Source organism: Sphingopyxis sp. LARHCG72 (genome assembly GCF_052871675.1).
The window spans coordinates 253045-279835 of sequence record NZ_JBIXJU010000005.1; the positions used below are offsets into that span (position 1 = coordinate 253045).

At 65.1% G+C, this 26791-nt stretch carries 26 protein-coding genes and 1 tRNA gene; 10 read left to right on the top strand and 17 right to left on the bottom strand.

The window, feature by feature from the left end:
* Position 1 precedes the first annotated feature (1 nt).
* The 6 genes from ACIPPQ_RS13430 to ACIPPQ_RS13455 are packed head-to-tail and all read right to left on the bottom strand — an operon-like array spanning position 2 to position 3922.
* Positions 2-670: a complex I 24 kDa subunit family protein gene (locus ACIPPQ_RS13430; RefSeq protein WP_446544576.1), complete on the bottom strand. Its 669-nt coding sequence runs from the start codon at positions 668-670 to the stop codon at positions 2-4.
* Positions 663-842, bottom strand: coding sequence for a hypothetical protein (locus ACIPPQ_RS13435; protein ID WP_327454952.1), 180 nt, complete (start codon positions 840-842; stop codon positions 663-665). The genes ACIPPQ_RS13430 and ACIPPQ_RS13435 overlap by 8 nt, the downstream gene beginning before the upstream one ends.
* Positions 839-2056, bottom strand: coding sequence for an NADH-quinone oxidoreductase subunit D (locus ACIPPQ_RS13440; protein WP_446544717.1), 1218 nt, complete (start codon positions 2054-2056; stop codon positions 839-841). The genes ACIPPQ_RS13435 and ACIPPQ_RS13440 overlap by 4 nt, the downstream gene beginning before the upstream one ends.
* A 35-nt stretch (positions 2057-2091) precedes the next feature.
* Positions 2092-2997 (bottom strand): NADH-quinone oxidoreductase subunit C, encoded by a 906-nt coding sequence (locus ACIPPQ_RS13445; protein WP_446544577.1) that lies wholly within the window; start codon positions 2995-2997, stop codon positions 2092-2094.
* Positions 2997-3551, bottom strand: coding sequence for a NuoB/complex I 20 kDa subunit family protein (locus ACIPPQ_RS13450; RefSeq protein WP_037510811.1), 555 nt, complete (start codon positions 3549-3551; stop codon positions 2997-2999). Before ACIPPQ_RS13450 ends, ACIPPQ_RS13445 begins: the two co-directional genes overlap by 1 nt.
* Complete coding sequence (locus ACIPPQ_RS13455) at positions 3548-3922, bottom strand: NADH-quinone oxidoreductase subunit A (protein WP_327454957.1); 375 nt, start codon at positions 3920-3922, stop codon at positions 3548-3550. Before ACIPPQ_RS13455 ends, ACIPPQ_RS13450 begins: the two co-directional genes overlap by 4 nt.
* A 228-nt stretch (positions 3923-4150) precedes the next feature.
* Between ACIPPQ_RS13455 and ACIPPQ_RS13460 the strand changes: the two genes are divergently transcribed.
* Complete coding sequence (locus tag ACIPPQ_RS13460) at positions 4151-4633, top strand: YbjN domain-containing protein (protein WP_446544578.1); 483 nt, start codon at positions 4151-4153, stop codon at positions 4631-4633.
* A 150-nt stretch (positions 4634-4783) separates the two neighbouring features.
* Here the strand turns inward: ACIPPQ_RS13460 and ACIPPQ_RS13465 are convergent, their stop codons facing one another.
* The 4 genes from ACIPPQ_RS13465 to thiE all read right to left on the bottom strand — a co-directional run bounded on the left by ACIPPQ_RS13465 (position 4784) and on the right by thiE (position 9238).
* Positions 4784-5602 carry an inositol monophosphatase family protein gene (locus ACIPPQ_RS13465; RefSeq protein WP_446544579.1) on the bottom strand — a complete coding sequence of 273 codons (819 nt, stop codon included), beginning with the start codon at positions 5600-5602 and terminating at the stop codon, positions 4784-4786.
* A 42-nt stretch (positions 5603-5644) separates the two neighbouring features.
* A complete protein-coding gene (gene efp / locus ACIPPQ_RS13470; protein WP_237837476.1) occupies positions 5645-6208 on the bottom strand; it encodes an elongation factor P in 564 nt (187 codons plus the stop codon).
* A gap of 108 nt (positions 6209-6316) precedes the next feature.
* The gene (locus ACIPPQ_RS13475; protein ID WP_446544580.1) at positions 6317-8275 is read right to left on the bottom strand and encodes an OPT family oligopeptide transporter; all 1959 of its coding nucleotides are present in this window, start codon (positions 8273-8275) and stop codon (positions 6317-6319) included.
* Positions 8276-8599: 324 nt separating this feature from the next.
* Positions 8600-9238 (bottom strand): thiamine phosphate synthase, encoded by a 639-nt coding sequence (gene thiE / locus ACIPPQ_RS13480; RefSeq protein ID WP_446544581.1) that lies wholly within the window; start codon positions 9236-9238, stop codon positions 8600-8602.
* A gap of 35 nt (positions 9239-9273) precedes the next feature.
* On the opposite strand from thiE, the gene ACIPPQ_RS13485 reads away from it, so the two are divergent.
* Positions 9274-9672 (top strand): hypothetical protein, encoded by a 399-nt coding sequence (locus ACIPPQ_RS13485; protein WP_446544582.1) that lies wholly within the window; start codon positions 9274-9276, stop codon positions 9670-9672.
* Here the strand turns inward: ACIPPQ_RS13485 and ACIPPQ_RS13490 are convergent.
* The 5 genes from ACIPPQ_RS13490 to tkt all read right to left on the bottom strand — a co-directional run bounded on the left by ACIPPQ_RS13490 (position 9669) and on the right by tkt (position 15525).
* Complete coding sequence (locus ACIPPQ_RS13490) at positions 9669-10325, bottom strand: O-methyltransferase (RefSeq protein WP_446544583.1); 657 nt, start codon at positions 10323-10325, stop codon at positions 9669-9671. The two genes, ACIPPQ_RS13485 and ACIPPQ_RS13490, sit on opposite strands and share 4 nt — an antisense overlap.
* Before the next feature lie 3 nt (positions 10326-10328).
* A complete protein-coding gene (locus ACIPPQ_RS13495) occupies positions 10329-11198 on the bottom strand; it encodes a fructose bisphosphate aldolase (protein ID WP_446544718.1) in 870 nt (289 codons plus the stop codon).
* Between the two features lie 100 nt (positions 11199-11298).
* On the bottom strand, positions 11299-12495 hold the full coding sequence (locus tag ACIPPQ_RS13500) for a phosphoglycerate kinase (RefSeq protein WP_446544584.1): 1197 nt from the start codon (positions 12493-12495) through the stop codon (positions 11299-11301).
* Positions 12496-12512: 17 nt separating this feature from the next.
* Positions 12513-13520 (bottom strand): type I glyceraldehyde-3-phosphate dehydrogenase, encoded by a 1008-nt coding sequence (gene gap / locus ACIPPQ_RS13505; protein WP_327454979.1) that lies wholly within the window; start codon positions 13518-13520, stop codon positions 12513-12515.
* Positions 13521-13557: 37 nt separating this feature from the next.
* Positions 13558-15525, bottom strand: a complete 1968-nt coding sequence (gene tkt / locus ACIPPQ_RS13510; RefSeq protein ID WP_446544585.1) for a transketolase — start codon at positions 15523-15525, stop codon at positions 13558-13560.
* Between the two features lie 168 nt (positions 15526-15693).
* Between tkt and ACIPPQ_RS13515 the strand changes: the two genes are divergently transcribed.
* From ACIPPQ_RS13515 to ACIPPQ_RS13530, 4 genes are all read left to right on the top strand, one after another.
* The gene (locus ACIPPQ_RS13515) at positions 15694-15900 is read left to right on the top strand and encodes a hypothetical protein (RefSeq protein ID WP_327454983.1); all 207 of its coding nucleotides are present in this window, start codon (positions 15694-15696) and stop codon (positions 15898-15900) included.
* On the top strand, positions 15893-16339 hold the full coding sequence (locus ACIPPQ_RS13520; RefSeq protein ID WP_446544586.1) for a cell division protein ZapA: 447 nt from the start codon (positions 15893-15895) through the stop codon (positions 16337-16339). Before ACIPPQ_RS13515 ends, ACIPPQ_RS13520 begins: the two co-directional genes overlap by 8 nt.
* Before the next feature lie 233 nt (positions 16340-16572).
* The gene (locus ACIPPQ_RS13525) at positions 16573-17166 is read left to right on the top strand and encodes a 5-formyltetrahydrofolate cyclo-ligase (RefSeq protein WP_446544587.1); all 594 of its coding nucleotides are present in this window, start codon (positions 16573-16575) and stop codon (positions 17164-17166) included.
* Positions 17163-17393 (top strand): DUF2842 domain-containing protein, encoded by a 231-nt coding sequence (locus ACIPPQ_RS13530; protein WP_446544588.1) that lies wholly within the window; start codon positions 17163-17165, stop codon positions 17391-17393. The genes ACIPPQ_RS13525 and ACIPPQ_RS13530 overlap by 4 nt, the downstream gene beginning before the upstream one ends.
* Before the next feature lie 79 nt (positions 17394-17472).
* Here the strand turns inward: ACIPPQ_RS13530 and ACIPPQ_RS13535 are convergent.
* Positions 17473-17549: transfer RNA gene (locus ACIPPQ_RS13535), tRNA-Asp, on the bottom strand.
* 43 nt (positions 17550-17592) lie between these two features.
* Positions 17593-18792, bottom strand: a complete 1200-nt coding sequence (locus ACIPPQ_RS13540) for an AI-2E family transporter (protein ID WP_446544589.1) — start codon at positions 18790-18792, stop codon at positions 17593-17595.
* Between the two features lie 196 nt (positions 18793-18988).
* On the opposite strand from ACIPPQ_RS13540, the gene ACIPPQ_RS13545 reads away from it, so the two are divergent.
* From ACIPPQ_RS13545 to ACIPPQ_RS13560, 4 genes are all read left to right on the top strand, one after another.
* The gene (locus tag ACIPPQ_RS13545) at positions 18989-19990 is read left to right on the top strand and encodes a hypothetical protein (protein WP_446544590.1); all 1002 of its coding nucleotides are present in this window, start codon (positions 18989-18991) and stop codon (positions 19988-19990) included.
* Between the two features lie 11 nt (positions 19991-20001).
* Positions 20002-20466, top strand: coding sequence for a hypothetical protein (locus ACIPPQ_RS13550; protein ID WP_446544591.1), 465 nt, complete (start codon positions 20002-20004; stop codon positions 20464-20466).
* Positions 20467-20541: 75 nt separating this feature from the next.
* Positions 20542-21624, top strand: a complete 1083-nt coding sequence (locus tag ACIPPQ_RS13555; protein ID WP_446544592.1) for a hypothetical protein — start codon at positions 20542-20544, stop codon at positions 21622-21624.
* A 67-nt stretch (positions 21625-21691) separates the two neighbouring features.
* The gene (locus ACIPPQ_RS13560; protein WP_446544593.1) at positions 21692-26782 is read left to right on the top strand and encodes a hypothetical protein; all 5091 of its coding nucleotides are present in this window, start codon (positions 21692-21694) and stop codon (positions 26780-26782) included.
* Positions 26783-26791: the final 9 nt, after the last annotated feature.

Here is a 26791-nt window from a genome sequence, read left to right on the forward strand (position 1 = left end):
CTTACCACTCCTTCCGATAGTCGTGGTTGGCCTTGACCATTTCCTTCAGCGTCGTCGGGCCGCCCTCGGGCTCGCTCGTGTGGCGCTTCGGGTTCTGGGTGCCCGCCTTGGGCGACTTGCCCGCGGCGAGATCGTCGAGCAGGCGGACCGTGCTGTCGTAATCGAGGTCTTCGTAATTATCGTCGTTGATCTGGACCATCGGCGCGTTGGTGCAGGTGCCCATGCACTCGACCTCGGTCAGCGTGAACAGCCCGTCGGGGGTGGTCTTGCCCTTCACCATGCCGCGGTTCTTGCACGCGGCCATGACGTCGTCCGACCCGCGCAGCAGGCACGGCGTCGTGCCGCAGACCTGCACATGATAGCGGCCGACAGGGACGAGGTTGTACATGGTGTAGAAGGTCGCGACCTCATAGGCGCGGATGAAGGGCATATCGAGCTCAGCCGCCACATATTCGATCACCGGCACGGGCAGCCAGCCCTGCGTCTGCGTCTCGGCACCGACCTGGCGCTGCGCGAGGTCGAGCAACGGCATCACCGCCGAACGCTGGCGTCCCGCGGGGTAGCGCGCGATGACCTGCTTCGCCTTCTCTGCATTTTCTTTCGTCCACGCAAAAGCGCCCCAGCGCGCGCGGGTTTCGGCTTCGTCGGGAATTTGGGGTGCGTCAGCCACGGGCCAAACCTCGTTCAATATATCGTCCGACATACATGCCGAGCGTCGCCGCGACGGCCGTAGAGACGATTTCCTTTATCGGCGCTTCGCCATGAAAAGCAGCAAGATAGGCCGCGACGGCGGACGCAAATCCCGCGAGCGCGAGTATGAGAATTGCAAGCTCCCGCATCACCGGTCGCACTCCCCGAACACGACGTCGATCGCGCCGATAATCGCGGTGGTATCGGCGAGCATATGGCCCTTCGACATCATATCCATCGCCTGGAGGTGGCTGAACGCCGTCGGGCGGATCTTGCAGCGGTACGGCTTGTTGGTGCCGTCGCTGACCAGATAGACGCCGAATTCGCCCTTGGGGCTTTCGGTCGCCACATAGACTTCGCCCGCCGGGACGTGGAAGCCCTCGGTGTAGAGCTTGAAGTGATGGATCAGCGATTCCATCGACTGCTTCATCTCGCCGCGCTTCGGCGGGACGACCTTGCGGTCGAGGCTCGCGATCGGGCCGGTGGGCATGTCGCGCAGGCACTGGAGGATGATGCGCGCCGACTGATAGACTTCCTGCACGCGGACCATGAAGCGGTCGTAGCAGTCGCCGCGCGTGCCGACCGGAATGTCGAAGTCCATCGATGCGTAGGCGTCATAGGGCTGCGACTTGCGCAGATCCCATGCGATGCCGCTGCCGCGGATCATCGGGCCCGAAAAGCCCCATGCCAGCGCGTCTTCCTTCGACACCGTCGCGATGTCGACGTTGCGCTGCTTGAAGATGCGGTTGTCGATGACAAGGCTCATCGCGTCGCCGAACAGCTTCGGCAGGCGCTTTTCGCACCATTCGCCGATGTCGTAGAGCAGCCGTTCGGGGACATCCTGATGGACGCCGCCGGGGCGGAAATAGGCGCTGTGCATCCGCGCACCCGAAGCGCGCTCGAAGAAGTTCAGGCAATCCTCGCGCAGCTCGAACACCCAGAGATTCGGCGTCATCGCGCCGACGTCCATGACGTGCGACCCGATGTTGAGCATGTGATTGCAGATGCGCGTCAGCTCGGCGAACAGCGTACGGAGGTACTGCGCGCGCGCCGGGACTTCGAGGTCGAGAAGCTTCTCGATCGCGAGGACATAGCTGTGCTCCATGCCGAGCGGCGAGCAATAGTCGAGCCGGTCGAAATAGGGCAAAGCCTGCAGATAGGTCTTATACTCGATCAGCTTTTCAGTTCCGCGGTGGAGCAGCCCGACGTGCGGATCGACGCGCTCGATGATTTCGCCGTCAAGCTCCATCACCATGCGGAGCACGCCGTGCGCCGCGGGATGCTGCGGACCGAAGTTGATCGTATAGTTGGTGACGACCTGATCGCCCGCGGTATCGGCGGTGTCGACCGGATAGCCTTCGAACATGTCGCTGCCATGGTGCTTGACCTGGGGGGAGTCGGTCATGCGTCGCCTCCTTTAGGCTTGCGCGGCGCGCGCGGTTTGGCCGGAGCCTTTTCGGCCTTCTTTGTCGCGGGCGTTTTCGCCTTTGCGGTCGCGGTCGCCTTCGCGCCGTCGCGGCTCGTCTTGGCGGCCTTGATATTGGCCTTGGCGCCCGCGCCGGTCTGCTCGGGCTTTTCGGTCGTCTTCGGGGTCGGCGGCGGCGGCGCCTTGTCCTTCGCGGCCTTGTCGTCGGCCTTCTTGACTGCTTCCGCGGTCATCGGCGACGGCGCGCCCTTGCCCGGGCCTTCGCCCGTTCCGCCGGCCTTTTCGTCGCCGGGCAGCACATAATCGGCGCCTTCCCACGGGCTGAGGAAGTCGAAATTGCGGAAATCCTGTGCGAGCCGCACGGGTTCATAGACGACGCGCTTGTCTTCTTCGCTGTACCGCAGCTCGGTATAACCGGTCAGCGGGAAGTCCTTGCGCTGCGGATGCCCCTGGAAACCATAGTCGGTCAGGATGCGGCGCAGGTCGGTATTTCCGGCGAACAGCACGCCGTACATGTCGAACACTTCGCGTTCGAGCCAGCCGGCGTTCGGCCAGACCGGAACGATCGTCGGCACCGGCGTCGCCTCGTCGGTCGAGACGCGCACGCGCAGGCGATGATTCTTCGTCACGCTGAGCAGGTGATAGACGACCTCGAACCGCTCGGCGCTGTCGGGATAATCGACCCCGGCGATCTCCATCAACTGCTGATATTCAAGGTTGTCGCGCAGGCTGACCATCACCCCGGCGACCGCTTCGCGCGTCACGGTGATGCTGTCTTCGCCGACGAGGAAGTCGTGCGCGAGAAGGTCGGTACCGATCAATTTCTTGAGCGCGGCCGCCAGCGCCGGCTGCGGCGCAACGAGGGGAGCAGGACTGGCCATCAGCGTTCGATCGTCCCCGTGCGGCGGATCTTCCGCTGCAATTGCATCACGCCATAAAGCAAGGCCTCGGCGGTCGGCGGGCAACCCGGCACATAGATGTCGACGGGCACGATGCGATCGCAGCCGCGCACGACCGAATAGCTGTAGTGATAATAGCCGCCGCCATTGGCGCAGCTACCCATCGAGATGACGTACTTCGGGTTCGACATCTGGTCGTAGACGCGGCGCAGCGCCGGGGCCATCTTGTTGCAGAGCGTACCCGCGACGATCATCACGTCCGACTGGCGCGGGGACGCGCGCGGCGCGGCGCCGAAACGCTCCATGTCATAACGCGGCATGTTGACGTGGATCATCTCGACCGCGCAGCACGCGAGGCCGAAGGTCATCCACCAGAGCGAGCCCGTGCGCGCCCAGTTGAACAGATCCTCGGTCGAGGTGACGAGAAAGCCCTTGTCGCCGACTTCGCTGTTGAGGTCGTCGAAAAAGCTCTGGTCCGGGTTCGTCCCCGGGGCGACCGGCATCTGGCCGGGCATGATGATGCTGGAAGTGCTCATTCCCAGTCCAACGCCCCTTTCTTCCACGCATACACAAGGCCGAGCGTCAGCTCGGCAAGGAAAACCATCATCGTCGCCCAGCCGGCCCAACCGATATTCTCGAGGCTCACGGCCCAGGGAAAGAGGAAGGCGGCTTCGAGATCGAAGATGATGAAGAGAATGGCGACGAGGTAGAAGCGCACGTCGAACTGGCTGCGCGCGTCTTCGAATGCCGGAAAGCCGCATTCATATTCGGTCAGCTTCGCCGGATCGGGCTTATGCGCCCCGGTCAGCCGCGCGACGCCCATCGGAAGGAATACGAAGGCGGAAGACAGGCCGACGGCGATGACCAGAAAGATCAGAATCGGCAAATATTGCGTCAGATCGACCATGGGAGCTCGCAGTTGAGTGGTTCATATTTTGGGGTGTCTTGCACCCTTTGTTGCGGGCGCTTTAGGCCAGCAAGCCGCGCCTCGCAAGCACTGCGGGCAGGATTTTCGTATCCCGTGTGACCAAAAGCATAATGCGCGCTGGCGAGCGGGCCTATCGCTGTGATACGCCACCGGAAAAGGGCCGCAGTGCCGCGCTTTTCGGGCGCAGTTTCGACGAAGGGAGCATATATGGGACCAATTACCGTTCGCGCCGCGCTGGCGTTGGGAGCCGCTGCGCTTTTTTCGGCGACTCCGGCGCACGCCGAACTGATCAACGCGACGAATCCCGCAACGATCAAGGCGATCGTCGAGTCGCAGGGCTGGCCCGCGACGATCGTGGCGAAGGATGGCGATGACCCCTATATCGAGAGCAATCGCAACGGCCTGAAGTTCCTCGTCCTGTTCATGAACTGCGACGAGGGCAAGAAGTGCAAGACGCTGCAATATTATATGGGGTTCAGCGACGCGAAGGGCGTCACGCTCGACAAGCTCAACAAGTGGAACAAGGACAAGCGCTTCGCCCGCGCCTACAAGGATGACGAGGGCGATCCGGTACTCGAAATGGACGTCGACCTCGATTTCGCGGGCATCCCGCGCGAGAATGTCGGCGAAACCTTCAACACCTGGTCGTCGCTGATGGACAGCTTTCGCGAGTATGTTTTCGAGAAATGAGGTTGCCGCCCTCCCCTGCGCGGGGAGGCAGCGAGGCTTGGCGGCTTGCCGCCTAGTCGCAGCGGTGGGGGTGAGTTAGCTGGCGTGCATTTACGCAGGCGAACTCACCCCCACCCAAACCCTCCCCCATCAAGGGGGAGGGCAAGTAAATCAGGCGTTGCGCAGCGCGCCTGCGACGAGCTTCTGAAGCTTCGAATGGACCGCGGCGCTGCCGGCGATGAATTCGCTGCGTTCGATCGCGCGGTCGCCGCCGCGGAAGTCGCTGACGAAGCCGCCCGCTTCGCGAACGAGCAACATGCCCGCAGCGACATCCCAGACCTGCAGGTCGCTTTCCCAGAAACCGTCGTAGCGGCCCGCCGCGACCCATGCGAGGTCGAGGCTGGCGGCGCCGAAGCGGCGGATGCCGGCGACTTCGGGCGCAACCGCACCGAAAATGCGGCTCCACTGCGCCATATTGCCGTGGCCCATGTACGGAATGCCGGTCGAGATCAGGCACTCGTTGAGGTGGCGGCGCGACGCGACGCGCAGGCGACGGTCGTGCAGCCAGGCTCCACGGCCGCGCTCGGCCCAATAGCTTTCGTCGGTGACCGGCTGGTAGACGAGCGCAGCGGTGACGTCGCCCCAGCCGCCGCCGGGCTTGGGTTCCTGCACCGCGATCGAAATCGCGAAATGCGGGATCGCGTGGAGGAAGTTCGAGGTGCCGTCGAGCGGATCGATGATGAAGCGCGGCTTGCCGGGCTCGCCTTCGATGATCCCACCTTCTTCGAGCACAAAGCCCCAGCCCGGACGGTCGCGGCCGAGTTCGTCATACAGCGTGCGCTCGGCCGCCTGGTCGGCTTTCGATACGAAGTCCGCCGGCCCCTTCTGCGAGACCTGCAGATGCTCGATCTCGCCGAAGTCGCGGCGCAGCTTCGTGCCGGCCTTGCGCGCGGCGCGTTCCATGACGGTAATGATGCCGGATACGGCCATATCAAATCTCCACCCGCCCGATCGTGCGGGCGGTGATATCAGTTAGTCGGCGCGGCGGACATATTCGCGGTCGTACACATGCACGACGATCTTCGTTCCGCTCGTGATGTGCGGCGGCACCATCACGCGCACGCCATTGTCGAGGATCGCGGGCTTGTAAGACGACGATGCCGTCTGGCCCTTCACCACCGCGTCGGCCTCGACGATCGTCGCTTCGATCGTTTCGGGGAGTTCGACCGAAATCGGGCGTTCTTCCCAAAGTTCGAGCACGACCTCCATGCCGTCCTGCAGGAACTCGTGCGCGTCGCCGACAACGTCCTTCGAGATGTTGATCTGCTCGAACGTATCCTTATCCATGAACACGAGGTCATCGCCCTCGGCGTAGAGGAACTGGAAATCCTTGGTGTCGAGGCGGACCTTTTCGACCGTATCGGCGCTGCGGAAACGGTTGTTGAGCTTGCGCCCGTCGATCAGGTTCTTGGCTTCGACCTGCATATAGGCGCCGCCCTTGCCCGGCTGGGTGTGCTGAATCTTGGTGACCTTCCAGATGCCACCTTCATATTCGATAATATTGCCGGGACGGATTTCAACGCCGGTGATCTTCATCGCGCACACTCACAGTTCAAGGATGGAAAGAGCAAAGCGGCGCCCTCCGGGGCACAGCTATCAGGTGCGCGCCTTTAGCCGCGCCAGCGCCGAAGGGCAAGCCGCGTGTCAGGGCGTCGCGACGACCATCGCGCGCGTGCGCTTGTAGCTGAGCCAGACGAGCCCGACGAACAGGATCAGGCCGATCCACGGCGCATAGGGCGCATAGCCCTCGCCGACCACGGCCAGCGGCGCATCGCTGCCGCTGCCCGCGACGATGCCCGCATAGAGCACTCCGAACAGGCTTTCGCCGACGATCATGCCCGTCGCGGTGAGCACGCCCATGCGGTGCGCAAAGCTCGCGTTCGGGCGCTTCGCCGCCCAACGGTCATAGAACCAGCCGCCGACCGCGCCGATCACCACCGGCAGGATCACCGCCATCGGCAGGTAGATGCCGATGCCGATCGCGAGCGGTGGGAGGCGCAGCTTGCCTGCGCGGCCAAGCAGTGCGTCGACGATGATGAAACCGATGCCCGCGAGCGCGCCATAGGTCAGCATCGTCCAGTTAAGGTCGCCGCCGAGCACGCCCTGCGCGAGCGACGAGATCAGCCCCGCCTGCGGCGCCGCAAGTGCGTTCGGTCCCGCCCCCGGTGCGCCGACGAAGCCGAGCGTTTCGTTGAGCACATTGAGTACCGGCGGAACGACGAGCGAGCCGAAGATCACGCCGATGATCAGCGCGACCTGCTGCTTCCACGGCGTCGCACCGACGAGCTGGCCGGTCTTCAGGTCCTGCAAATTGTCGTTCGAGATCGTCGCGATCCCGAAGACGAGCCCCGTGACGATCAGCGCATAGGCGACCATCGCATTGATTTCGGCCTCACCCCCGCCGCGGCCGAGCAGACCGAGAAGAAGCAGCGACGATGCAATGATCGCGAGGATGCCGATGCCCGATACCGGCGAGTTCGATGCGCCGATCAGGCCCGCCATATAGCCGGTGACCGAGGCGATCATCAGCCCGGCGATGATGATGAAGAGGATCGCGCCAGCGACCAGCGCGAACGATGCGCCCGCGAGGGGGCCGCCGGCAAGCTCGGACCAGAGCAGCCAGCCGATCGGCAGCATGAGCGCAAGCGACCCGCCGAACACCCAGTTGATCGACATATCCTGTTCTTCGATGGCGAGCGCCTGCCCACCCTGCCGCGCGCGGCTTGCCGCCATCGCCGAGCGGATGCCGCCGAGCACGGGGCCGGCAATCTTGATCAGCGTCCAGATGGCGGCGATGGCGATCACGCCCGCGCCAAAGAAACGAACGTCGGCGCGAAATACCGTATTCGCCAGCGTCTCGGCATCGCCCGCCCCGCCTTGCGTCAGGATCGGCAGGAGCACCCACCAGCCCGTGACCATGCCGACGAGTTGCGCCATGCCGACCGACAGACCCACGAGATGCCCGACCCCGAACAGGGCGAAGGCAAGCCCGCCCGAGATCCCGGTCGCGCCGCTGCCGACCGTGAACCAGCGCGCGACCTCTGCGCCCGCGAGCTTCATTTGCGTGAGGAGGGTAAAGCCCGCAGCGACAAGGCTGTTCCACAGCAGCGCCGACAGGCCCGCCTTGTTTTCGACGGCCCCCTCGGCGCTCGCCGCGCCGACCTGCAGCACTTCGGCGGCGGCGCGCCCTTCGGGATAGGGCAGGTCCGAATCGACCACGAGTGCGCGGCGCAGCGGCACCGAAAAGAGCACGCCCAATATGCCGCCGAGCATTGTGATCGCGGTGGTTTCGAGCAGCGGGAAGCCCTGCCAGTAACCGACCATGACGAGGCCCGGGAGCACGAAGATGATCGCCGCCAGCGTGCCCGCGGCGCTCGCGATCGTCTGGACGATATTATTCTCGAGGATCGTCGAGCCGGCCATATAGCGCAGCAACGCCATCGAGATCACCGCCGCCGGGATCGAGGTCGCAAAGGTCAGCCCGACCTTCAGCCCCAGATAGACGTTCGCCGCGGTGAACATCAAAGTCAGCAAGCCGCCAAGCAGGATCGCGCGGATGGTGAGTTCGCGCCCGCGGGGCGTAGCCTTCGTCGTGTCGGTCATCAAAACATCTCCCCGCCCGCTGTCTTGCGGGGCGCCGCGCCGAGCGCAAGCAAAAAGCCATGGACCGAGGCCCGTTGGACCGAAACGCCAAAAGCGACGAGCCGATATCCTTTTGACGTATCGATCCAATATATGACGCGGCATCGATGCGAAATCGGCGCCCATGATGAGTACCGATCTTTCCGACCTTACCCCGCCGCCCCCGCGCGGCAACGCAGCACCTTCGTCGCGCAGGGCGCCTTGCGCCGGCCTTTTTGGCTGGCGCAAGGATGCGGCGGCGGAACCGCGCGCGCCCCAAAATGCGCCCAAGTTGCCGGCGCGCGATTACCCCGCGGGCTGATCGCCCAGGAGCGAGGCAAAGGCGCGCACCGCCGCGCCCGGCCCTTCGGGGTGCGCCCAGACCCCGGCGGATACCGCCAGGAAGTCGGCGCCGGCTTCGATCAGCGCCGGCGCGTTATCAACGGTGATCCCGCCGATCGCGACGCAGGGCAGTTCGAACATACCCTGCCACCATGTGAGAATCTCCGGATCGGCCTGATGCTCGACCGCCTTGGTCGTCGTCGGGAAAAAGGCGCCGAAGGCGACATAATCCGCGCCCGCTTCTCCGGCTTCCATCGCAAGGTGGCGACTCGCATGGCAGGTCACGCCGATCTGCATATCGGGGCCGAGGATGCGCCGCGCTTCCTTGGGATCGCCGTCGCCCTGCCCCAGATGCACGCCGTCGGCGTCGAGACGCTTCGCGAGCGCCACATCGTCGTTGACGATGAACGCCACGTCGTGCGCGGCGCAGATCGCCTGTAGCGGTTCGGCGAGCCGTACCGCCTCGTGCTGGTCGAGACCCTTGACGCGAAACTGGAACGCCGCAACGGGGCCGGCGCCCAGCGCTTTGGCGAGCCGGGCCGGAAAATCGCCGCCGACATCGAGCGGTGAAATCAGGTAAAGTTGGCAGGTTGGTGCTTTCATGGCGCGTTCATAGCGGCGAGGTCACAGACGGGCAAATGCAGAACATATGCCGCCTCGCGATCTTCGCCCTTCCCGCCGCCGTGGCTCTTTCCGCCTGCGCGACGGCGCGCGGCACGCCGCTTCCCGACGGCAGCGATGTCGCGCTCGGCCAGAAGGCCTATGTCGACGGCCCGATTGTCCGGCCGGTCGAAGTGCTGGAGGACAGCCGCTGCCCGATGAACGCGCGCTGCGTCTGGGCGGGACGCGTGCGGGTGAAGATGATCTGGATTCGCGGCAATGGCGAGAAGCAGCCGTTCGAGGCGACGCTGGGTCAACCCGTCCAGCTTGCCGACGGGCATTTCACGCTCGAATCTGTCCGTCCCGAGAAGCGCACCGATGTGACGATCAAGCCGGGGGACTATCGCTTCTCGCTCCGCTTCGCGGGCGGGTTCTAGAGCACCCGCGCGAGGACGAACCCGTCCCAGCCCTTGGCGCCGACGGTCTGGATCGCGGTTGCGTCGAGGCCAGGGTTCGCACCAAGCATGTCGAACAGCGCGCGTGTGCCGACGATGCGTTCATCGGCGCTATCGGCATCGAGCACGCCGCCTTCGCGCACGACGTTGTCGACGATGATCGTCGTGCCGGGGCGCCCCAGCCGGATCGCCGCTTCGACATAGGCGGCGTTACTTTGCTTGTCGGCATCGATGAAGACGAAATCGAAGGGCGCTTCGCCGGTCATCGCGGCAAGGCTGTCGACCGCCGGCCCGATACGGATATCGACTTTGGCTCCCAGCCCGGCGTTTTCCAGATTCGTTCGCGCGACGCGCGCATGATGCGCTTCGAGTTCGAGCGTTACGAGCGCGCCGTCTTCGGGCAACGCGCGCGCCAGCCAGATTGTCGAATAGCCGCCGAGCGTCCCGATTTCGAGGATGCGTTTCGCGCCGGCTATCTGCGCGAGCAGGGAGAGCATCTTGCCCTGCGCGGCCGACACATCGATCGGCGGCAGCCCCTGTTCGGCATTGTTCGCGAGGGTGGTGGCAAGCGCGTCATCGTCACCAAGCAGTCTGGCGGCGATATAATCGTCGACGGCTTGCCACCGCTCTCCCATCACCTAGGCCACGGAGGCCGCGTGAATTTCGTTGATCGCGCCGCCGAGCGAGCTGTTGAACTCGTCGTCGCTCATCTGGTGGCGCAGGTCCTCAAGCAAGGCGCGGCTGAAGCTCGCGATGATGCCCGGGTTCTTCGCCAGCTCGACGCAGGCTTCGGGACGCGCGAAGCCGCCCGACAGTGCGACGACGCGCAGCACCTTCGGATGATCGACGAGCGGCTGGAACAGGCCCGCTTCGGTCGGCAGCGACAGCTTCAGCATCACCGGCGCGCCGGTCCACGCGTCGAGCGCCGCGAGCAGTTCGTTCAGCAGCAGGCGGTCGGCGGCATCGCGCTCGGCGCTCTTGATGTTCACTTCGGGTTCGATGATCGGGACGAGGCCATGCGCCGCGATGCGCGCGGCTTCGGCGAACTGCTGTTCGACGATCGCCTTGACGCCCGCCGGGTTGGCAAGGTTGACGACGCTGCGCATCTTGGTGCCGAACACGCCCATGGCTACCGCGCGCGCGCACAAGTCATCGAGGCCAGGGTTGGCCTTCATCAGCTGGACGCCGTCGGCTTCGTCTTCGAGCCCCTTGTCGACCTTCAGGAACGGAACGACGCCGCGCTCCCAAAGCAATGCCGGTACCGGCTTGCCGCCGGCTTCGCCGTCCATCGTGCGCTCGAACAGAATCGCGCCGATCACCTTGTCGCCGTTGAAGCAGGGCGCGGTAACGATGCGGCTGCGCATGTCGTGGATCAGACCGAACATTTCCTCGTCGTTCGAGAAAGCGTCGGCTTCGATGCCATAGCCCTTCAATGCCTTGGGCGTCGAACCGCCGCTCTGGTCGAGCGCGGCGATGAAGCCCTGTCCCGATTTGATCTGGTCGAGCATGGCGGCATTGGCGGTGGTCATAGGATCTCCGGTGGTTTGCATACGTATGTTGCGGTGCGCATAGCGACCCCTTGAGCGGGATGCAAATGTGCGAGAAAAATCAGGCTTTGAGCGCGTCCACGCCGGGAAGCGGCTTGCCTTCCATCCATTCGAGGAAGGCGCCGCCGGCGGTCGAAACGAAGGTGAAGTCGCCCGCAACCCCGGCATGGTTAAGTGCCGCGACGGTATCGCCGCCGCCCGCGACGGAGATCAGCGAGCCTTCGCGCGTCAGCGCCGCCGCGGTCTTGGCGAGCGCGACGGTCGCAGTGTCGAACGGCGGGGTCTCGAATGCGCCGAGCGGACCGTTCCACACGAGCGTGCGGCAGTTCTTGAGCACATCGGCAAGCGCCTCGACCGCGGCGGGGCCGACGTCGAGGATCATTTCGTCGGCGGCGACTTCATGCACGTTGACGGTGCGCGTCGGCGGGTTCGGCGCGAACTCCTTTGCCACCACGACGTCATAGGGCAGATGGATCGTGCAGCCTGCGGCATCGGCGGCGTCGAAGATCGCGTTGGCGGTATCGACGAGGTCGTGCTCGCACAATGACTTGCCGACATCGACCCCGCGCGCGGCGAGGAAGGTGTTCGCCATGCCGCCGCCGATGATCAGATGATCGACCTTGCCGACGAGGTTGCGCAGCACGTCGATCTTGGACGACACCTTGGCACCGCCGACGACCGCCGCCACCGGATGCGCGGGATTGCCGAGCGCGGCGTCGAGCGCCTTGAGTTCGGCTTCCATCGCGCGGCCCGCATAGGCCGGCAGGCGGCGCGCAACGCCCTCGGTCGAACCGTGCGCGCGGTGCGCCGCAGAAAAGGCGTCATTGACGTAAAGATCGCCGATCTCGGCCAATGCGTCGGCAAAGGCCGGATCGTTCTTTTCCTCACCGGGATAGAAGCGCGTGTTTTCGAGCACCGCGACATCGCCCGCGGCGAGCACCGCGATGCCCGCCTTCGCGCCCTCGCCGATGGCTTCGGGGATGAACATGACCGAATGGCCGAGCACGTCCTCGACCCCGCCCATCACGAGGCTGAGCGACTGGGTCGGGTTCTTCGCGCCCTTCGGCCGTCCGAAGTGCGCGAGAAGCAGAACGATCGCGCCCTTGTCCGACAGTTCGCGGATCGTCGGCATCGCGGCCTGGATCCGCGTCGCGTCGCTGACCGCGCCTTCGAACATCGGGACGTTGAGGTCGACGCGCACGAGCACGCGCTTGCCGGTGACGTCACCGATATCGTCGAGGGTCTTGAACGCGGTCATCGACGTTTTCCTTTGGCTCAGAGGAACTTGGCGATCACACCCGCGGTGTCGATCATGCGGTTCGAGAAACCCCATTCATTGTCGTACCAGCTGAGCACGCGCACCAGCTTGCCGTCGATTACCGCGGTTTCGAGGCTGTCGATGGTCGAGCTGGCCGCATTATGGTTGAAGTCGATCGAAACCAGCGGCTCTTCGGTATAGCCGAGCACGCCCTTCAGCGGGCCTTCGGCTGCGGCCTTGAGTACAGCGTTGACCTCTTCCTTCGTCGTTTCGCGCAGCGGCGTGAAAGTCAGGTCGACAACCGAGACATTCGGGGTCGGAACGCGGATCGACGAGCCATCGAGCTTGCCCTTGAGTTCGGGCAGGACGAGGCCGACGGCCACCGCTGCACCGGTCGAGGTCGGGATCATCGACATCGCGGCGGCGCGCGCGCGGCGCGGATCGTCGTGGATCTGGTCGAGGATCTTCTGGTCGTTGGTATAGGCGTGGATCGTGGTCATCAGGCCGCGCTCGATACCGAACGCCTCGTGCAGCACCTTGGCAAAGGGCGCGAGGCAGTTGGTCGTGCACGACGCGTTCGAGATGATCAGATGATCGGCGGTGATCTGGTCGTCGTTGACGCCGTAAACGACGGTCAGGTCGACTTCCTTCGCGGGGGCGGAGATCAGCACGCGCTTCGCGCCGGCGTCGAGATGCTTCTGGCCGCCGGCCTTGTTGGTGAAGAAGCCGGTGCATTCCATCACGATGTCGATGCCGTTCGCGGCGTGCGGCAGTGCGGCGGGATCGCGCTCGGCGGTGACCTGGATGCGCTTGCCGTTGACGATCAGGTCGCTGCCGTCGATTTCGACGGTGCCGTTGAACGCGCCGTGGACCGAGTCATGGCGGAGCAGGCGGGCATTCGCCTTGGCATCGCCAAGGTCGTTGATCGACACCAGCTCGAGATCATGGTCGGTGCGCTCCAGGATGGCGCGCGCGACATTGCGACCGATGCGTCCGAAACCGTTGATTGCGACTTTCACTGCCATGTCGAAATAACCTTTCTGCGTAGTGGGCCGTCGGTCCTTATGCGCCGAGCCGTGCCAGGATCTGGGGGGTGATAGCATCTGCGGTCAGGCCGAAATGCTTGAATAGGTCTTCGATCGGAGCCGAAGCGCCGAAGCTGTCGATGCCGAAGCGCAGGCCATGGCGGCCGGTATAGCGTTCCCAGCCGAAAGTCGTGCCCGCCTCGATCGACACGATCAGCGCATCGTCGGGCAGGATATCGGCCTGATAAGCTGCCGTCTGTTCATCGAAAAGCTCGGTCGAAACCATCGAGACGACGTCGGCGCCGTGGCCGGCGGCCTCGAGCTTTTCCGCGACTTCGACCGCGAGCGACACTTCGGAGCCCGTTGCGACGAGGACGACCTTACGCGACGCCGAGGCATCGCGAAGACGGTAACCGCCTTTCAAGCAAAGATTTTCCGTGACGTCATGACGCAGCGGGGGAAGATTCTGGCGGGTGAGCGCGAGCAGCGACGGCCGGCTTTCCTGCGCCAGCGCGAGCGCCCAGCATTCGGCGGTTTCGACCGCGTCCGCGGGGCGCAGAACGAGCAGGTTCGGCATCGCACGCAGCGACTGAAGATGCTCGATCGGCTGGTGTGTCGGGCCGTCTTCGCCGAGGCCGATGCTGTCGTGCGTCATCACATAGACGACGCGCTGCTGCTGGAGCGCCGACAGGCGGATCGCGGCGCGGCAATAGTCGGCAAAGACAAGGAAGGTGCCGCCATAAGGCACGACGCCGCCGTGCAGCGCCATGCCGTTCATCGCGGCGGCCATTCCGAATTCGCGGATGCCGTAATAGATGTAACGGCCCGAATAATCGTCTTTAGTCAGCGGCTTGGTCGACGAGGTTTTGGTATTGTTCGAACCCGTAAGGTCGGCGCTACCGCCAATCAGCGATGCGATGTCGGCCGTGAGCGCGCCGAGCGCATTTTCCGACGCCTTGCGCGTTGCCACCTTCGGCGGTTCGGCAACGAGGCCGTCGAGATAGGCCTTGAAGGCACCGCCCGGAACTACTTTGCCGCTCAGGCGATCCTCAAATTCCTTTTTCTTCTCGTTGCTTGCAAGGCGATCATTCCATTCGGCATGAAGTGCCTTGCCGCGTGCGCCAAAGCCGGCCCACGCATCGGCGACATCGGCCGGAATGACGAAGGGTTCGGCGGTCCAGCCGAGTTCCTTACGCGCGGCGGCGATCTCGTCGGCGCCCAGCGGCGCGCCGTGTGTCGCCGAGGTACCCTGCTTGTTCGGCGCGCCGAAACCGATGATCGTGCGGCACGCGATCAGCGACGGGCGCGGATCGGCGAGCGCGGCGTCGATCGCGCGGCGGATGTCGGCGGGATCGTGGCCGTCGCAGCTTTCGACATGCCAGCCGGTCGCCGCATAGCGCGCCGGGATGTCTTCGCTCGTCGACAGGTCGGTCGACCCGTCGATGGTGATCTTGTTGTCGTCCCACAGCACGGTCAGGCGGCCGAGGCCGAGGTGGCCGGCAAGCCCGATCGCTTCGTGGTTGATGCCTTCCATCAGGCAGCCATCGCCCGCGATCACCCATGTGCGATGATCGACAAGATCGTCGCCATAGAGGGCATTGAGGTGGCGCTCAGCGATCGCCATGCCGACCGACGTCGCAAGCCCCTGCCCCAGCGGGCCCGTCGTCGTTTCGACGCCCGCGAGCTCGAAATTCTCCGGATGGCCGGCGCACGGGCTGTGGAGCTGGCGGAAATTGCGGATATCCTCCAGCGTCGGGCGCGCATAGCCGGCGAGGTGCAAGGTTGCGTAAGCGAGCATCGAGCCGTGGCCCGCCGACAGGACGAATCGGTCGCGGTCGGCCCAGTGCGGGTCGGTCGCATCATATTTCAGATAGTCCGAATAAAGCACCGTCGCGACGTCGGCCATGCCCATCGGCATCCCCGGATGGCCGCTGTTTGCGGCCTGTACGGCATCCATCGCGAGCGCGCGGATGGCATTGGCGAGCTGACGTTCGGGCAGTGTCATTTGTCCCCCGGAAATGGCTGGGCTGGTGCCGGGCACATCGCCCGGACTGGATGCGGACAGCCCTTTGCGGCGGCGGGGGCAGGAGTCAACCGCCCGTAGCGGAAAATCCGCGCATTTTCGGCAGAGAGGGCAATTGCACGGCCTCCCCGCCGCTGCTAACCCTTGGGGATGGAACTCGATCTCGACGAATCCAGTCTGGCCATCGGCCGTATCGAACGCGCATTGAGCCGTATCGAAAAAGCCCTGACCGACCGCGCGAACCGGCCCGCAGCAGCCGTCCAGCCCCCGACAGCCGACCAGTCGGCCCTCAAGGCCGAGGTTGCCGCAGTGATCGGCGAGCTCGACCGGCTTATCGCGGAGGCCGACCGTGGCTGACGTCAAACTGACCATCGCGGGACGCCCCTATGACCTCCATTGCGAAGACGGGCAGGAATCGCAGCTCCTCCAGCTCGCGGCCGTCGTCGACGAAAAGGCGCGCGCGATGGCGGGGGGAACCGAGGTTCGCCAGCTTCTTTTCGCTGCGCTGATGCTGGCCGACGATGCGCAGGACGCGAAAGGCAAGATCGAGAAATCCGAGCCGCAATCCGATTCGCTGCGCGCGGCGGTTGCGCTCGCCGAAAGCCGCGAGGCCGCGGCACGCGACGAACTGCGCGCCGCGATGACGCGTGAACAGGCCGCGCTCAAGGAACTGGAGGCGGCGCGGCAGGCAAGCTCGGCCGCGGCGCCTTCCGCAAAGCCCGCGCACGATCGCGCGCTGCTGCAAATTGCCGACCGGATCGAGGCGCTGGCCGCGAAAGTCGAGCAACTCCCTTGAGCAAGCACGCCCGCGCCCCTACATAGGGGTCGGCGGGTACTGCCCGGCACGAGCTTTTGCGAAAATCCCTGAGGCGATACATCATCCTAGGGAGCTGTCCCTGCCCGGACCCTGGTCCGACGTACATGGTTCCCACCTGACGTTACTGGCGTCAGAGGATCTTCCAGCAAACGACCTCGGCGGTCCCGCCAACCCTATAGCCAGTCCATATCCCAGGTCTCACGGGGGAGGCGATGACCGACTTGTCCGCCGACCTCGTCCAGCAAAAGCAGAAACTGCGCGAAAAACTGCGCTTTCGGCGCAAGCATTTCGCCGCGAATCTCGACGGGATGGCGCAACTCGCGGCGTTTCGCGCCCTGCCCGCGCCACTTTCCGACCTTCTCGCCGATCACGCCATTGTCGGCGCCTATGCCGCGTGGGGCGACGAACCCGATATCATGCCGATGTTCGCGAGCCTCGCCGAAGCGGGCGCGCTCGCGCTGCCGCACCATGCCGGGCGGGTCGATGACATGACCTTTCGCCGCTGGCGGCCGGGCGAATCGCTGGCGAAGGGGCCATGGAGCACCCGGCAACCTGCCGATGATGCCGTAACCGCAACCCCGAACCTCATTTTCTGCCCGCTGGTCGGATTCGACCGCAGGGGCGGCCGGATCGGCCAGGGCGGCGGCCACTATGACCGTTATTTTGCCGCGCACCCCACCGCGCTGCGAATCGGCGTCGGCTGGTCGGTACAGGAAATCGATGCGACGCCGCGCGAATCGACCGACATCGCGCTCGATGCGATCCTGACCGAACAAGAATTCATCCTCTGTGGAGACCGTTTGTGAGCCAAATACCCCCCGGGCCCCAGCCGAGCTGGCGCAAGCCCGCCGGCATGTTCCTGATCCTCGCGCTGATCGCGGTGTGGACGGCTATCGTCGTCGGCGTCTCGCCATGGGTCGGTTCCTGGCCGGTGCTGGTGCAGGCGATCTTCTATCTTGCCGCAGGGATCGTCTGGATCCTGCCGCTGAAGCCGCTGCTGCGCTGGATGGAATTGGGGAAATGGCGCGGCTGAAGCGCCGCGCCATATTCCCGATTTCCAGTGATGGAAGGTCCCAAGACGCGGTGGCCATTCCGTCCGAAAATGGAAGGAATGGCGCGAGTGACGGGGCTCGAACCCGCGACCTCCGGCGTGACAGGCCGGCACTCTAACCAACTGAGCTACACCCGCGTGTGCTTGGGAGCCGCGCCAATATGGCCCCCGCCCCGACCTGTCAACCGTCGCTTTCATCCTGCGTGCGATTTAATCGATCGCGCACCTCGTCGGTGGTCGTCAGCGTGCCATGTTCGAAAAGGAAACCCGCGAGATCGGGCGTTCCGGTCGACGCGAGTACGGTCTGCAGGATCAGCAGCAACGGCACCGCCAGCAAGGCGCCCGGCGTCCCCCACACCCATCCCCAGAAGCTCAGCGACACGAGAATCAGCAGCGGGTTGATCGTCAGGCGCTTGCCCAGCACCAGCGGGGTGATCAGATTCGCCTCGACCAGATGGACGCCGATGAAGATCAGCGCGGGCAAGAGCGCGAGCCCGACCGCATCGAAGGTCATCAGCCCGCCGAGCCCGAGCAGCACCGCCGCGACGATCGGTCCCAGATAGGGCACGAAATTGCAGATGCTGACGATCCCGCCCCACATGAAGGGTGACGGCATGCCGAGCGCCCAGAGCAGGAGCGACACCGTCAGGCCGAGAATCGCGTTGATCATCGTGATCGTCGCCAGATAGTCGGCGGTCGCATCGACGACATTCTGGATCACGCGCGCGGTCTGCATCGCGCCGTCGAAGCTGCCGCGCCGCCGAATCGTGCCTTTGCGCAGCCGCGTCCAGCCGGACAGGAAGAAGAAGATGACGAGCACGGCGAAGAAGAGCTGGATCGCTGCCGAGGGCGCCGACGTGATGAAATAGTCGACGACCGAGGTCGGCGCAGTCGCCGCCACCGCCTGCGCCGTCGCTTCGGTCCCGCTTGCCACCGACATCAATGTCCGGTCGACGAAACGTTGCAGCGTCGAATAGAAATCGATCAGCGGCGCCAGGTTGCTCTGGATGCGCGGGATCGAATCGGGCAGCCGCGCGAACCAGCCCGTGGCGGGCACGACGATGATCGCCAGCGCGGCATTGATGATGGCAAGGAACACCGCGAGCGACAGGAAGGCGGCGAGCGCCGACGGCACGCCCCGCCGTTCGAGCCATTCGAGCAGCGGGACGAGCGCGATCGCGATGACGATCGCGGCGGTGAGCGGCAGGAAGAATTCAGCCCCCGCCTGCAGGGCAAAAGGCAGGCCGAGACAGAAGGCGGCGCCGAAGATAAGCGCCAGCGCCGCAAGAAGGCGGTCGCGGCGGAAATCGTCGATCTCGATCTGGTGCAGCGGATTGACGCGCGGCGGCCGACCCTCCTTGCTGCCCCTGTCCTCCGCCACCCCTGTTCTCCTCGTCAGTCGCCGCACCTTACGCGCGCTTGGCGTGCCGCGCCAGCCGCCCCATTTTGCGACGAACCGATACCCTTCCCTGTCCCCATTTGGAGCAAAACACGTCTTTCTACCTGCTTTTTAACCAGAAATTACCCTTTATCGGCGACTGAAGGCTCCAAGGACCAACCTATTCGGAGTCAAAGTGATGATGATAGCGCCTGTGGGGGGCGCGAAGCATCGGCTTCTTCCCTCTTGTTCGACCATCGCCTTGCTGGCCGCGCTCGCGCTGCCGATGCAGGCTCATGCCGCCGGTACACGCGCCGGCTCGACAATCAGCAATACCGCAAGCGCGAGCTTCGATACGGGCGGCGGCACGACGACGGTCGATTCGAACCGCGTCGACCTGCTCGTCGATGAATTGCTCGACGTCACGGTCGATTCGAGCAATCCCGCCGACGTGCCGACCACGCCGGGCGCGACGGGGCAGGTGCTGACCTTCTCGGTCACCAATAACGGCAATGGCGTCGAAGCCTTCGGGCTCAGCACGATCGCCAATGCCGGCGGCGACAATTACGATCCCGCCGTCACCCAGATCTATCTCGACAATGGCGACGGCCTTTTCGACGCCAGTACCGACACGCTTTATACGCCGGGCGCGAACGATCCGTCGCTCAATCCCGACCAGAGCATCACCGTCTTCGTCCTCGCAACGACGCCGGGAACGGTCGTCGACGGCAATCGCGGCATCGTCAGCCTCGTCGCCGCGGCAAAAACCGGAACCGGCGATCCGGGCGACAGCTTCGCGGGACAGGGCGAAGGCGGCGGGGACGCCGTCGTAGGCTCGACCGGCGCCGACGGGCAGGATGCGGGGGCGTTCATCGTTTCCGCCGCGACGGTGACGCTCGTCAAATCGGCGGTCGTTACCAATTCGCTTGGCACGGCCGATCCGATCCCCGGCGCGACGATTACCTATACGATCGTCGCGACCGTCGCAGGCAGCGGTTCGGTCAGCGGCCTCGCCATCACCGACAATATCCCGGCGGACACCAGCTATGTTCCCGGCTCGATCCGGCTCGGTGGCAGCACGCTGTCCGACGCCGCCGACGCCGATGCCGGCGATTACAACGGCACGCGGATCAACGTCGCGCTCGGCACGGTTGCCGGCGGCCAGACCCGCACCGTCACCTTCCAGACGCTGATCGATTGATGGAGATCCGCATGCGCACCCTATTTTTCCTTTTGCTTGCCGCGCTGATGCCGGGGCAGGCGCTCGCCGCGAACCAGGTCGCACTCGACAACCATGTGTTCGTCGAACGCGTATCGACCGACGCACAAGGCAAGCAGCGGATCCTGCTCGAAGAACCGAAAGTCGTCGTTCCCGGCGACCGGCTCGTTTTCGTGCTGAACTATCGCAACGCCGGTGCGCAACCGGCGGACAAGTTCGTGATCACCAACCCGCTGCCCGCCGCAGTCCGTTTCGCCGACGCCGGCGACACCCGGCCGCAGGTTTCGGTCGATGGCGGCAAGCAGTGGGGACTGCTTGCCGACCTCTCGGTCCCGATGACCGACGGCACGCGCCGCGCGGCGCAGGCGGCCGACGTCACGCACATCCGCTGGGCTTTCCAGAACCCGATCCCGGTCGGGGGTACTGGCAAGCTCATGTTCCGGGGAGTCGTAAAATAACTGAATGAATAAAGCCGCTTAACGGTTGCCAGCGGTGGGGAAACGGCAACCAGCATAAAGCCCAGGAGCTCAGCTATGACCAGCAAGCTGACATATATGGGTGCCATCGGTCTGGCGGCGCTTTCGAGCGTCGCTGCCGCGCCGGCTTTTGCCGCCGGGACGACCGCAGGCACCACGATCACCAATACCGCCACCGTCGACTATCAGGTCGGAGGCGTCGCGCAGGGACAGCAGCAGGCGGCGAACAGTTTCATCGTCGACCGCAAGATCAACCTGCTCGTCGAAGAAGTCGGCACCGTCACGACCGCCGTCGTGCCGGGCCAGGCGAATGCCGTCACCACGTTCCAGCTGACGAACAGCTCGAACGAGACGCTCGACTTCGCGCTCGTGGCATCGCAGATCGTGGGCGGCACCGCTGCGCATGGCGGGACCGACACGTTCAACGTCAACAATATCCGTATCTATCGCGATAATACGGTGACGGGCACGGTGGGCAGTTGGGACGCCGGCGATACGCTGATCACCAACTATATCGACGAACTTGTCGTCGATACGGCGATCCGCCTGTTCGTCGTCGCCGACATCCCGACGACGGGCACCGTTCCTGCTGTCGTCAACGGCGCGGTCGCCGGGGTGACGCTTCGCGCAACCGCGCGCGAAGGCGGGCTTGCGGGTACGCAAGGCGCTGCGATCACCGAAACGACGGGGGCGAACACCGCCGTGAAGGACACGGTTTTCGCCGACGTCACCCCCGGCGTCGCGGGCGATGCTGCGCGCGACGGGTCGCACAGCGATAACGACGACTATACGGTGCAGACGGCGACACTGGCGGTCACCAAGTCCAGCCGCATCATCTCGGACCCGATCAATTCGACGACGAATCCGAAACTGATTCCCGGTGCGGTCATCGAATATTGCATCGCGGTCGCCAACACCGGCAGCGCCGCGGCGACATCGGTGGTGATCAACGACCCGGTTCCGGGCCAGCTGACGTTCAATGCGGGGACAATTTTGCTGGGCGGCACGGTCACCAGCGGAACGTGCGATTTCAACGGTGCCGCGGGCGGCAGCTATGCTGCGCCCAACGTATCGGGAACGATCGCCTCGATCGCCGCCGGCGGCGCCAGCACGCTCGTCTTCCGCGCGACCGTCAACTGATCGGGTAACGAACGGAGCAGCGGGTACGGCCCAAAAACCGCCTTCCGCTGCTCCTTTCGGGGCTTGCATGGCACTCCGCTCGACATTTTCCGGCCTTGTGACCGCGCTGGTCGCGGCAGCCCTGCTGCCCGCGATACCCCCGGCGCGCGCGCAGGTGATCACGAACACGGCTTCGGCGCAGTGGACGCATGACGGGCAACCCGGTCAGGCGCTGTCGAACCGCGTCGACGTGACGGTGACGCCGCGTCCGGCGCCGCCGCCGACAATCGCAACCTATCGCCTGACGAGCGGCGGCGGCGACAAATCGGTGCCGCTCGCACCGACCCAGTGCAACCGTCCAGCCGCGCGCAGCGCCACCAGCACAATCCCGCTCGGCGGCGTTTACGAAGGCATTTCGACCGCCCCGGCATCGCTGCAAAGCACCGACAATTTCCGTGCCGGCGAAGTGCTGGTCGTCGGGGTCACGCTGGCATCGGCGAATGCCGATCCGCAGCAGCGCGACACCCTGCCCGTCGTCCTTGAGCTGGAAAATGGCGACCGCGAGTCGATCACCCTGACCGAAACGGCGAATAACAGCGGCGAATTCGTCGGCTTCATAAACACCGTCGGCGTCCCGCCCGCGGTCGCGCAAGGCGATTGCCGCCTTTCGGTCAATCCCGGCGCGCCGCTCGCGCTGCGGGTCACCGACCAGGCGACGGCCAATCTCGTCGCGCTCGCGACGATCAACTTCCTTGTCGATCCCTTCGGCATCGTGTTCGACAGCGGCGACGGCGCGCCCGTCCCCGGCAGCCGCGTGACAATCGTCGATGCCGCGACCGGCCAGCCTGCCCAGGTGTTCGGCGACGATGGCGTCTCGGCCTATCCGTCGAGCGTCGTGACCGGGCAGAGCGTCACCGACGCTGGCGGCACGACCTATAATTTCCCGCCGGGCGACTATCGTTTCCCCTTTGTCGCGCCGGGCACGTATCGCCTGATTGTCGCCCCCCCGGCTCCTTATACTGCGCCGTCGACGTCCAGCCCAGCAGCGCTCGCCAGCCTGCGCCGTCCCGATGACGGACAGCCGTTCGAAATCACGGGTGCGAGCTACGGCAACCCCTTCACGCTGAGCAGCCCCGCCCCCGTGCGTGTCGACATTCCCGTCGACCAGCCGGGACTGCCGCTGATCCTGCGCAAGACGACCTCGACGCAGGTCGCGGTGCCCGGCGACGTGATCCAGTATCGCATCGAGGTCGCGAACCGCGACACACGCCGCAGCACCGGCGCGGTGACCGTACGCGACGTCCTGCCCGCGGGCATGCGCCTGCGCGCCGATACGGTGCGTGTCGACGGCATCCTTGCTGCCCCCGTGGTCGAAGCCAACGGCCGCGAGTTTGCCGTCACCCTGCCCGGTATTGCGGCGTCGCGCTCGGTCCTGCTCACCTATCTGGCCGAGGTCATCGTGTCGGCGCAGCCCGGCAACGCCCTCAATCGCGCCACCGCGACCGATAACCGCGGTTCGACGAGTAACGTCGCCGAAGCGACGATTTCGATCAAACGTGACCAGCTCGGCGACCGGATGACGATCATCGGCCGGATTACCGACGGCGGCTGCGCCGTAAATCCGGGCAAGGCCGATGGCATCATGGGCGTGCGCGTGATGCTGCAGGACGGCAGCTATACCGTAACCGACGAAGACGGCCGCTATCACTTCGAGGGCGTCCGCCCCGGCCTGCACGTCGTACAGATCGATCCATCGACGCTGCCGCTCGACCGTGAAGCGATCGACTGCGCGCGCTCGACGCAGAGCGCCGGCAGCGCGATATCGCGCTTCGTCGAAGGCCGTGGCGGCGCCCTGAAGCGTGCCGACTTCCGCGCCGTCGCGAGCGCACCGCGCGTCGCACCGGTCAAGGCGGCCATCGAAGCGCCGAAGGTGCTGAGCGATCCCGAAGCCGCGGGTGCCGGTCGTGACTGGCCCGCGGGTCAGACGCCGGGCATCGGCTGGCTCTTCCCCGACGCAGACCACAACCCGCGCGCGAAAGCGATCCGCGCCGCGATCAAGCACGCGCCGGGCCAGAAAGTGACGCTCCGCGTCAACGGCAAGCCCGCCGACGCGCTCACATTCGAAGGCGTGAGCAAATCGGCCGACGGCAGCGTCGCGGTCAGCCTGTGGCGCGGGCTCGAAATCCGCGAGGGCGAAAACCGCCTGGTTGCCGACGTGACGGACGCGAACGGCGTGACGGTCGAAACGCTTGAACGCACGGTCCATTATTCGATCACCCCGATGCGGGCGTCGCTGATCCGCGAAAAGTCGGTGCTCGTCGCCGACGGCGTGACGCGCCCGGTGATCGCGGTGCGCCTGACCGATCGCGACGGCAAGCCGATCCGCGCCGGGCTGACTGGCGATTTCAGCGTCCCCGCGCCCTATTATCCCGCCGTCGAAGCCGATGCGCAGCAGGCGCGCCAGCTCGCGGGCCTCGAACGCGCACAGCCGGTGTGGAAGATCGATGGCGACGACGGCATCGCTTACATCGAACTCGAACCGACGACGGCGTCGGGCACGCTCGCGATGGAATTCACCTTCCGCGACGACAGGGTGACGCGCCAGCAGACGATCGAAACCTGGCTCGATCCGGGTAACCGCCCGTGGACCGTCGTCGGCTTTGCCGCGGGCACACTCGGCTACAATACGCTCGACGACCGGATGGAGCCGGTGGCGCAGGATCTCGACGATCTCAACGCCGACGCGCGCCTCGCGCTCTATGCCAAGGGCCGCGTGCGCGGCAAATGGCTGATGACGCTCGCCTATGACAGCGACAGGGACAAGGATGACGCGCGGTTCGGCGGCGTGATCGACCCGCGCGCCTATTACACCATCTATGCCGACCGCAACGAGACGCGTTACGACGCAGCGTCGGTGCGCAAACTCTATCTCCGCCTCGAGCGCCCGCAATTCTATGCGATGTTCGGCGATATCGAGACCGGCATTTCGGAACCCGAGCTCGCCCGCTACCAGCGCGCTCTGAATGGTGGCAAAGCCGAGTATCGCGGCCGCAATGTCGCGGCGACCGCCTTCGTCGCGGACACGCCGTACCGTTTCCGCCGCGACGAGATTCAGGGTAACGGCCTGACCGGCCCGTACCAGCTTGGTGCGAAGGATATCCTGCCGAACAGTGAGCGGATCGTCATCGAAACGCGCGACCGGCTGCATAGCGAGCGCATCGTCGACCGCGTGAACCTGTCGCGTCACGTCGATTACGACATCGACTATCTGTCGGGCACGCTTCGTTTCCGCGAGCCGGTGCTCAGCCGCTCATCGAACCTCGATCCGCAATTCATCGTCGCCGAATATGAAGTCGACGGTATCGGCCAGCGCGTGCTCAACGCCGGCGGCCGCGTCAGTTATCAATCAAGCGACGAGAAACTGCGCGTGGGTGCGACCTTCATCCACGACGAAGATGGGAATGCCAAAACCAATCTCGGCGGGGTCGATGCACGCTATCGGCCTTCGCTCGAAACCGAGGTTCGCGCCGAACTTGCGGTCAGCGATGCCAAGGCCAGCAATGGCGGTGCGACCGCCAACGGCACCGCAAAGGCATGGCTGATCGAGGCCGAGCATCACAGCAGCAACGCCGACTTCCTCGCCTATGTCCGCGAGCGCGAGGCGGGCTTCGGTACCGGCCAGCTTAACAGCGGCGAGAATGGCACGCGCAAATTCGGCTTCGACGCGCGCGTGAAAACCAGCCGTACGCTGTCGGTCACCGGCAGCGCATGGCAGGAGGATTATCTCGAAACGAGCGCACGTCGCCGCGCCGCCCGCGCGCTGATCGAATATGACAATGGCACCAGCGTCGCGCGCGCCGGGCTGACACACGCCGACGATCGCCTGACCGATGGCACGCGCAATCGCTCGAACATCGTCCAGCTCGGCGCGACGCAACGCCTGATGGGCAAGCGGCTCGAACTCGACGCGCAGACCGAATTTGCCCTCGGCGGCAAGGACGCGAGCGTCGATTTTCCGACGCGTCATCGCCTCGGCGCGCGCTTTGCGATCAACCGCGACGTCAACCTCGTCGGCAGCTATGAAATTGCCGATGGCGACACGATCAAGGCGCGCACCGCGCGACTGGGCTTCGATCTGACGCCCTGGTCGGGCGCACGGCTGCTCGCGACCGCAAACCAGCAGGAAATTGGCGAATATGGCCCGCGCAGCTTCGCGGCATATGGGTTGTCGCAGTCCCTGAAGCTCGGGACACGCTGGTCGGTCGATGTGTCGGTCGACGGCAATCGCACGATCGGCGGGATTCGCGCGAAGGATGTGCTCAACGCCGAGCATCCGGTCGCATCGGGCGGCTTTCTCGGCGGCAATGGGACATTGACCGAAGATTTCCTCGCGATCAGCACCGGCGCCACCTATCGCGCCGACCGCTGGACACTCACCGGCCGCGCCGAATATCGCGATGGCGAACTGGCCAATCGCTACGGCCTGACGCTCGGCGGCCTCCGCCAGCTCGGCGAAGGTCGCGCACTCGGCGCGCTGTTCACTTATGCCAAGGCGAGCGGCAGCGGCACGACGCCGACGACCGAAGTGATCAACTTCGAAATGAGCTGGGCGCACCGCCCCGCAGATTCGCGGGTCTCATGGCTCAACAAGAGCGAATTCCGTTCGGACAAGGTCCGCGATGCCGTCGCTGGTCAGCCGGGCCCGATCGGCGGCGGCGCGCTGACGATCGACGGCGACGCGACGAGCCGCCGCCTGCTCAACAGCCTGTCGGTCAACTGGACCCCGCTCGGCGAGCGCGGCGCGGATGGCATGTGGTACGAGCGCGCCGAAATCGGCGTCTTCTGGGGTACGCGCTATAATTTCAACCGCTTCGGCGCCGACGACGTCAAGGGATGGTCGAACCTGATCGGCGCCGACTTCCGCTTCAATCTCGGCGAGCATGTCGATGTCGGCGCGTCGGGCACGGTGCGCATCGGGACCGACGCCGATACCGTGAGCTGGGCCGGCGGCCCGACGTTGACTCTCGCACCGATGAAGAATGCGAACATCACCTTCGGCTATAATTTCGCCGGCTTCCACGATCGCGATTTCGAAGATGCGCGCTACTCGCGTTCGGGCGCCTATGTGACCTTCAAGCTGAAGTTCGACCAGACGAGTTTCGCGGGGCTCGGGCTGTAGACCTGCCCT